8 protein-coding genes and 1 pseudogene are annotated in these 6898 nt (G+C 60.1%); 8 read left to right on the plus strand and 1 reads right to left on the minus strand.

Annotation, left to right across the window (positions count from 1 at the left end):
• Positions 1 to 125 precede the first annotated feature (125 nt).
• The 7 genes from ACO41U_RS04990 to ACO41U_RS05020 all read left to right on the plus strand — a co-directional run bounded on the left by ACO41U_RS04990 (position 126) and on the right by ACO41U_RS05020 (position 4668).
• A complete protein-coding gene (locus ACO41U_RS04990) occupies positions 126 to 1019 on the plus strand; it encodes a branched-chain amino acid ABC transporter permease (RefSeq protein ID WP_485942086.1) in 894 nt (297 codons plus the stop codon).
• An 11-nt stretch (positions 1020 to 1030) separates the two neighbouring features.
• A complete protein-coding gene (locus tag ACO41U_RS04995; protein WP_298780887.1) occupies positions 1031 to 1930 on the plus strand; it encodes a branched-chain amino acid ABC transporter permease in 900 nt (299 codons plus the stop codon).
• A complete protein-coding gene (locus ACO41U_RS05000; RefSeq protein ID WP_298780889.1) occupies positions 1930 to 2712 on the plus strand; it encodes an ABC transporter ATP-binding protein in 783 nt (260 codons plus the stop codon). The genes ACO41U_RS04995 and ACO41U_RS05000 overlap by 1 nt, the downstream gene beginning before the upstream one ends.
• Positions 2713 to 2715: 3 nt before the next feature.
• A complete protein-coding gene (locus ACO41U_RS05005) occupies positions 2716 to 3447 on the plus strand; it encodes an ABC transporter ATP-binding protein (protein WP_298780894.1) in 732 nt (243 codons plus the stop codon).
• 48 nt (positions 3448 to 3495) lie between these two features.
• Entirely contained in the window at positions 3496 to 3840 is a 345-nt protein-coding gene (locus ACO41U_RS05010; protein ID WP_298780896.1) for a nitroreductase family protein, read from the plus strand.
• Positions 3841 to 3858: 18 nt separating this feature from the next.
• Positions 3859 to 4296, plus strand: a complete 438-nt coding sequence (locus tag ACO41U_RS05015; RefSeq protein WP_298780899.1) for a GNAT family N-acetyltransferase — start codon at positions 3859 to 3861, stop codon at positions 4294 to 4296.
• A gap of 219 nt (positions 4297 to 4515) precedes the next feature.
• On the plus strand, positions 4516 to 4668 hold the full coding sequence (locus ACO41U_RS05020) for a hypothetical protein (protein WP_485942090.1): 153 nt from the start codon (positions 4516 to 4518) through the stop codon (positions 4666 to 4668).
• Positions 4669 to 5025: 357 nt separating this feature from the next.
• Here ACO41U_RS05020 and ACO41U_RS05025 read toward each other — a convergent pair whose 3' ends face one another.
• The gene (locus ACO41U_RS05025; RefSeq protein WP_485942092.1) at positions 5026 to 6180 is read right to left on the minus strand and encodes an ABC transporter substrate-binding protein; all 1155 of its coding nucleotides are present in this window, start codon (positions 6178 to 6180) and stop codon (positions 5026 to 5028) included.
• 434 nt (positions 6181 to 6614) lie between these two features.
• On the opposite strand from ACO41U_RS05025, the pseudogene ACO41U_RS05030 reads away from it, so the two are divergent.
• A pseudogene (locus ACO41U_RS05030) lies at positions 6615 to 6898 on the plus strand (2,4-diaminopentanoate dehydrogenase); the annotation flags it as partial.

Consider the following 6898-nt stretch of genomic DNA (forward strand, 5'->3'; position numbering starts at 1 on the left):
TTTCTATGCGGCCTCGCCCCCTTTCGGAGTGCGGGCGCAGGACGCACAAGGGCCGACGATCCGGGCTCCAAAGCGTTTGGGCGGTTCCGCCTCCACCCCACTCAACGAAATCGAGGTGTTAAATTTTGAATCTCTTCGTCACCCTGATTCAACAGGTGATCAACGGGCTGTCGCTGGGGTCGGTCTACGCCCTCATCGCGGTTGGCTACTCGTTGGTCTACTCCGTGCTGCTCTTCTCGAACTTCGCGCACGGCGGCTTCCTCGTCATCGGCGGCTACATCTGTTACTACGCCCTCCTCACCCTCAAACTGGACATCTGGACGGCCTCCCTTGCCGCCCTCGTCGGCGCGGGCGTTTCGGCCATCGTCGTGGAGCGCCTGGCCTACCGTCCCATCCGTGAGCGCACGCCCGTCACGCTCTACATGCTCATCGCCTCCATGGGAATGAGCATCGTGATCGAAAACCTCTTCGTCGTGACCATCGGCGGCCGCTTCCGCGCTCTGCCGCCCGTGATTCCCATGACCCCCGTCCGCTTCTTCGGGCTGATCACGACGAGCGCCTTCGACATCCTGTCGCTGATCACGGCCGTGGTCTTCCTCATCGGGCTGCAGGTCTTCCTCGTCAAGACGAAGTGGGGGCTGGCCATACGAGCCGCGTCCTACAACCTCCGGACGGCGGGGCTGATGGGGGTCAACGTCAACCGCCTCATCGCCATCGTGTTCTTCGTCGCGGGGCTCCTCGCGGCCGTGGGGGGAATCTTTCTCTCCGTGCGCTACACGCTCTATCCCCAGCTGGGGAACGCCATCACGACGAAGGCCTTCATCGCGGCCGTCATCGGCGGGCTTGGCTCTCTGCCGGGGGCCGTGCTGGGCAGCATCATCCTGGGGCTCGCCGAGATGCTGACCGCCGGCTTCATCTCAAGCCAGTTCCGCGACCTCGTCGTCTTCGGCATCCTCATCGTGACGCTGATCATACGCCCCACGGGCTTCTTCGGCAAGTCCGTCAGCGAGAAGGTATAGGGGGGATCATCATGGTGGAAGGTTACGCATCCGGAGTCGTCACCCTTCTGGCGATCAACCTCATCGCCGCTCTGGGAGTTTCCCTCTTTACGGGCTTCACCGGCATCTTCACGCTGGGACACGCGGGGTACATGGCCATCGGCGCCTACACGGCGGCCATCCTGACCGTCGAATACGAGGTGCACTTCGTCGCCGCGATCCTCGCGGGGGGCATCCTGTCGATGGTGCTGGCCTACCTCATCGGCCTCCCGACGCTCAAGCTGGTGGGCGACTACTACGCCATCGTTTCCCTGGGGCTGGGGGAGGCCATCCGGCTCATCATCGAGAACTGGAACAGCGTCACGCGCGGCGCGCGCGGCTACCCCGGAATCGACAACTACACGTCCATGACCGTGGCCGTATCCTTCTTCCTCGTCCTGTGCGTGCTCATGTTCTTCCTGATCAACAGCCGGTACGGGCGCGCCTTCAAGGCCTGCCGGGACGACTACGTGGCGGCGTCCCTGCTGGGTTTCAACACGGCCCGCTTCCGCGTCCTGAGCCTCGCCATCTCGGCATTTTACTGCGGCGTGGCGGGCGCGCTCCTGGCGGGCTACATGTCCTTCATCCAGCCCGTCATGTTCGATCAGGTGAAGTCAACGGAGCTGGTCTCCATCGTCGTCTTCGGCGGGCTGGGGTCCACGAGCGGCTGCCTGATCGGCACGACGATCCTAACACTGGTCACGGAGCTGTTCCGCCCCATCTCCCAGTACAGGATGCTCGTCTACGGGGCTGTGCTGGTGCTGATCATGGTCCTCCGTCCGGAGGGCATCATGGGGACCAACGAGCTGACCCCGGCCTACGTCCGGCGGGTCCTGAAGCGCTGGAAGAAGTCCCCGGTCGCCGGACTGGACGAGAAGGGAGGGGGCCACTGATGAACCCGACATCGGAGAACGCGGTGCTGGAGCTGAAGAGCGTCAACAAGTTCTTCGGCGGGGTCCAGGCCGTCAGCGACATGAGCTTCGTCATCCAACGAGGGGAGCTTGCGGGGCTCATTGGACCCAACGGCGCGGGGAAGACCACCATCTTCAACCTGGTGACCGGCGTTTACGACGTGAGCAGCGGCGACATCGAGTTCATGGGCGAAAACATCAACGCACTGCGGTCCTATCAGGTCATCCGCCTGGGGATAGCCCGCACCTTCCAGAACCTCAGGCTCTTTCCGGCTTCGACGGTCCTTGAGAACGTCATGACCGCGGCGCAGCAGCACCACGGCTACTCGTTCTTCGAGGCCGTCACGCACCTCGGCCGCTGGCGCGGACGCGAGGCCGCGATCCGCAGGGAGAGCATGGAGCTCCTAAAGCAGGTCGACCTGGCGGACCGCGCGGAACAGGCTGCGGGGACCCTGCCCTACGGCCTGCAGCGCCGGCTTGAGATCGCCCGCGCCATCGCGCTTCAGCCGCAGCTCCTGCTCCTGGACGAACCAGCCGCGGGCATGAACGCCGACGAGGTGCACGAGCTCAACGAGCTGATCACCCAGCTGCATCGAAAACTCGGCCTCACCATCCTCCTGATCGAGCACCACATGGACATGGTCATGGCTATCTGTCCGCACATCATCTGCATGAACTTCGGCGCAAAGATCGCCGAGGGCAGTCCGGAGGAGATCCGCCAGCACTCCGAAGTGCTCAAGGCCTACCTTGGGGAGGAGGAATGACAAATGGCTGACGAGAGAACCCCCATCCTTTCCGTTCAGGACCTCTCGGTGAACTACGGCGCCATTCAGGCCCTGAGGGGCATCTCGCTCGACGTCTTCCCCGGAGAGATCGTTGCGGTGATCGGGGCCAACGGCGCGGGAAAATCGACGATGATGAACGCCATCATGGGCGACGTCCCGCGCGCCTCGGGCAGGATCCTGCTGGAGGGCCGGGACCTGCCCCGGAGGAGCTATCAGGTGGTGACCAGCGGCGTTTCCCTCGCGCCGGAGGGGCGCAAGGTCTTCGCCCCGCTCACCGTCATGGAGAACCTCAGGATGGGGGCCTTCCCCCTCTCCGACCGCAGCGCCATTGAAGAACAGGAGCGGAAGGTCTTTGAGCTTTTTCCCCGCCTCCTGGAGCGCAAGGAACAGTACGCGGGGACGCTGTCGGGCGGCGAGCAGCAGATGCTGGCCGTCGGCCGCGCCCTCATGGCCCGACCCAAGGTGCTCCTCCTGGACGAGCCGTCCCTGGGCCTCGCCCCCATCATCATCAACGAGATATTCAAGGAGCTGACCGTCATCAACCGGAAGCTGGGCACGACGATCCTCATCGTCGAGCAGAACGCGAAGAAGGCGCTCCAGCTCTCCCACCGGGCCTACGTCATCCAGACGGGGTCCATCGTCAAGGAGGGGACGTCGAGCGACCTGCTGATTGACCCGGAGATCGAAGCGGTCTACCTGGGCGGAGGGAAGTGACAGATAAGGCTGCAGAAAGAGCGTCCGCCCCTGTTGGGGCGGACGCTCTTGATCTGGCTGTTGAAAAAATGCCAACACCCCATATGGAATTATAACCGCAACTGGCATTTCATCGTTTTGAAAACAGATAAAGAGATGAATCCGTTTACCACGATCTGGTGCTCTATAGAAAACATCTTTCTCGCGGCGACTGCCGAAGGATTGGCGTGCTCCATGAGAATCCCCATGAACGAAGAGCACGAGGCGGTAAAGAAGCGGCTGAAGGTGCCAGCAACCTATATGATGCCTGTGTTCATCGGGGTCGGTTATGCCGACCCCAACGAAAAAGAATTGGAGCAGACTGTCCCTGATTTAAAAAAAGCAACTGCATTTCGGCAGTTGGAGATGATTTGATATGTAGGTGGTGATGGTATGGAACTCAACATAAAACGATTCCATGAATTAACAAATGAAGAACTGTACGCCATTCTGAAACTTCGTGTGGATGTTTTCGTGGTCGAGCAGAACTGCACGTACCCAGAACTCGACAACTGCGATCAAGCTGCCATTCACGTGTATCTGAAGGACGAAAACGGCGTTCAGGCTTATCTGCGGGTAATGGATAAAGAGATCGAAAGCGAGTACGTTTCCATCGGTCGCGTCATCGCAGCGAAACGGAGATGTGGCTTGGGCAGCCAAATTTTGAAGGAAGGCTTACTGGTAGCGCAGAAACATTTTGGAGCAAAACAGATTTATCTGGAAGCGCAGACATACGCAAGGGGTTTTTACGAAAAACTGGGCTTTCAGCAGGTATCAGAGGAATTTCTGCTGGACGGGATACCTCACATAAAAATGATATTGCATATCTAAGGAAGCGCTGATTAATCTTCAAAAGTTGTTGAAAGCAATCAAGGAGCATCAAACAAAGGGTATCCTTCAGCGCTTCCTTAAAATTTTAAAATGGGGCTACGCCCCCCTTCGGGGAGCCTTCCGGCTGCCGTTCGCCCTTGCTCACGGGCCGTCAGTCCCAATCCCCACGCGCTTCGCGCGGCCTGATGAAGTTCCAGGCACTGAAGGGAGTCCATGCGGTTGACGGTTCTTAACGACTTAATCAGTGTTTCCCTAAAGGAGAAGTCTATGGGATTCAACGATGTAATCAATATCGGTATAGGCTACCCGAACCCGGATGAATTTGTAATACCGCACCGGATAAGCGATAAGCCTATCCATAGGGGAAGTTGATAATGACGTCGGAGCCGATTATAAGAGAGATTGAGGTCAAGACCGTTCTTTCCAAGTCTAACCTTCCGGTGAGCGACTATTCGGTGAATCCGTATGTGGACTTGCCTGAGCTACCGGAAGTGCAAACGATACGGAGAATCATCGGCCGCAAATTACCGGTCAGACGATTGTTTGCATGAAGAGCGTTCGCCCCTGTTGGGGCGGACGCTCTTGATCTGGCCGGACGCTGCTGCGGAACCGGCGGGGTTACCTCTCAGGCCTAGCGGCGCCGCACGGCTTCGTGCCACTCGTCAGGCCTCCTTGCGGGGCCAAAGGCAAGCTCTCACTTTGGGTCCGTTGAGCGTTCGCCCCCACTCCCTACTCCGCCTTGGGTTCGATCTTCTTGTAGAATTCCGTCTTCAGGTCGTCGTCGACCCGCAGGACCACGCCGGCCTTGTTCATGGGGTTATGGGTCGCGGGGTCGATGGTGATGGTAGCGTGGTGCAGCTTCAGGCCCTTCGTCTCCTCAAGGGCCTTCGCGATCGCAGGTCCCTCGTCCACGCCCGCGCGGGTGATGGCGTCGAAGACCCAGTACACCGCATCCGCCGCCATGGCGCCGTCCAGGAACTCCTTGCAGACGTCGTTGTAGCGCTTCTGGTAGCGCTCGTAGATGGGGGCCATCTCCGGATCCTCCATGTAGGTGTGGTTGATCCAGTACGTCCCCTTCATGGCATCGCCCGCGATCTCGAACATGATGTCGCTGAAGCCGTCGCCGCCGACGATGGTCCCGTCGAAGCCCAGCTCCCGCGCCTGCTTGATGGCCAGCGCCATGTCCTTGCCCATGCCGGGGAGGAACAGGAACTCCGCGCCCGACGCCTTGATGGTGGTGAGCTGTGCGCGGTAGTCCACGTCCTCGCCGCGGAAGCCCTCGTCCGCCACGATCGTGCCGCCCAGCCGCTTGAAGTTTTCGGTGAAGAACTCGCGGAGCCCGTGGGCGTAGTCGGAACCGACGTTGTACAGGATGGCGGCCTTCGTCTTCTTCAGGTCGTTGTAGGCCAGGTCCGCCGCGATGGCGCCCTGGTACGGGTCCGTGAAGCAGATTCGGAAGGAGTAGGGCCTCACCTTGCCCTTCTCGTCAACCGTCACCAGCGGGTTCGTGCCGATGGTGGAGATCTGGGGGACGTGTCCCCGGTTGACGATGGGGGCCGTCGCGATGTTGATGCCGCTCGCCAGGTCCCCGATGATCACGCACACGCGGTCGCTCTCGATCATGCGGCGGGCCGCGTTGACCGCGTCCTCGTTGCGCGTCTTCGTGTCGTAGACGATGAGCTCGATGGGACGACCGCCCAGAAGGCCGCCCGCCTCGTTCTGCTCGTCCACGATCATCCGGGCCATGTTGGCCTCGGTGATGCCGAAGGGGGCGTTGTCGCCGGTCAGAGCGACGAGGTAGCCAATCCGGATCGGGTCCGCAGCCAGCCCGCTCCCAGCCAACAGGAGCACCAACGCCAGTGACGCAAGAACTTTCTTCAACATACAACTTCACCTCCTGAAAATGCTTTGCACACGCGCTCAAAAAACGATTTGGAACGGGCAACCGACCTCAACACTTTACCATCAGACGAGAGGGTTTGTAAAGTATCTTTCCGCTAAAACGTCAATTCATTCAAAATTCGATAACAAAATCTAAAACGAAAGATGTTTTTCGCTCGCGCCGCAGCGGCCTCGATCGGCTCCCGCAGCGGATGGAGGGGTTCTCTTTTCATCCGCTTTATGCTATTCTAAATCGGTATTCAACGCATACAATTTTCTTCTTTTGCAGGGCCTCCGCAAGCAGCCGGGGAGGCAGGAGCCGCCCCAGCACAGACACCTTGCCGCAGCACCGTGGGGGATGGACGCGCTGCGCGGGCCCTCGATGAGGAGGCAGGCGGTTTTGCACCATCAATATTCTGTACCGAGGAGGCGTTTTTATGAGGGATATTCGTGTGGTCATATGGGGATTTGGCGCGATGGGGAGCGGGATCGCGCGAATGCTTCTGAAGAAGACGGGCGTTGAGATCGTTGGTGTGGTGGTGGGGCGCAAGCACCTCCACGGCACGGACGTCTATCAGTACCTGGGGGAGGAGCGCGGGAGCCGGCCGGAGCTTCTGTTCGGCGGCACGGAGCTCATCCGAAACGGCGCGTGCGACGTGGTGCTGTTGGGGACGGACTCCTTCACCAGGAGCGCGTTCGAGAAGGTCAAGCTCTGCGTGGA

This window comes from Fretibacterium sp. (genome assembly GCF_057312375.1).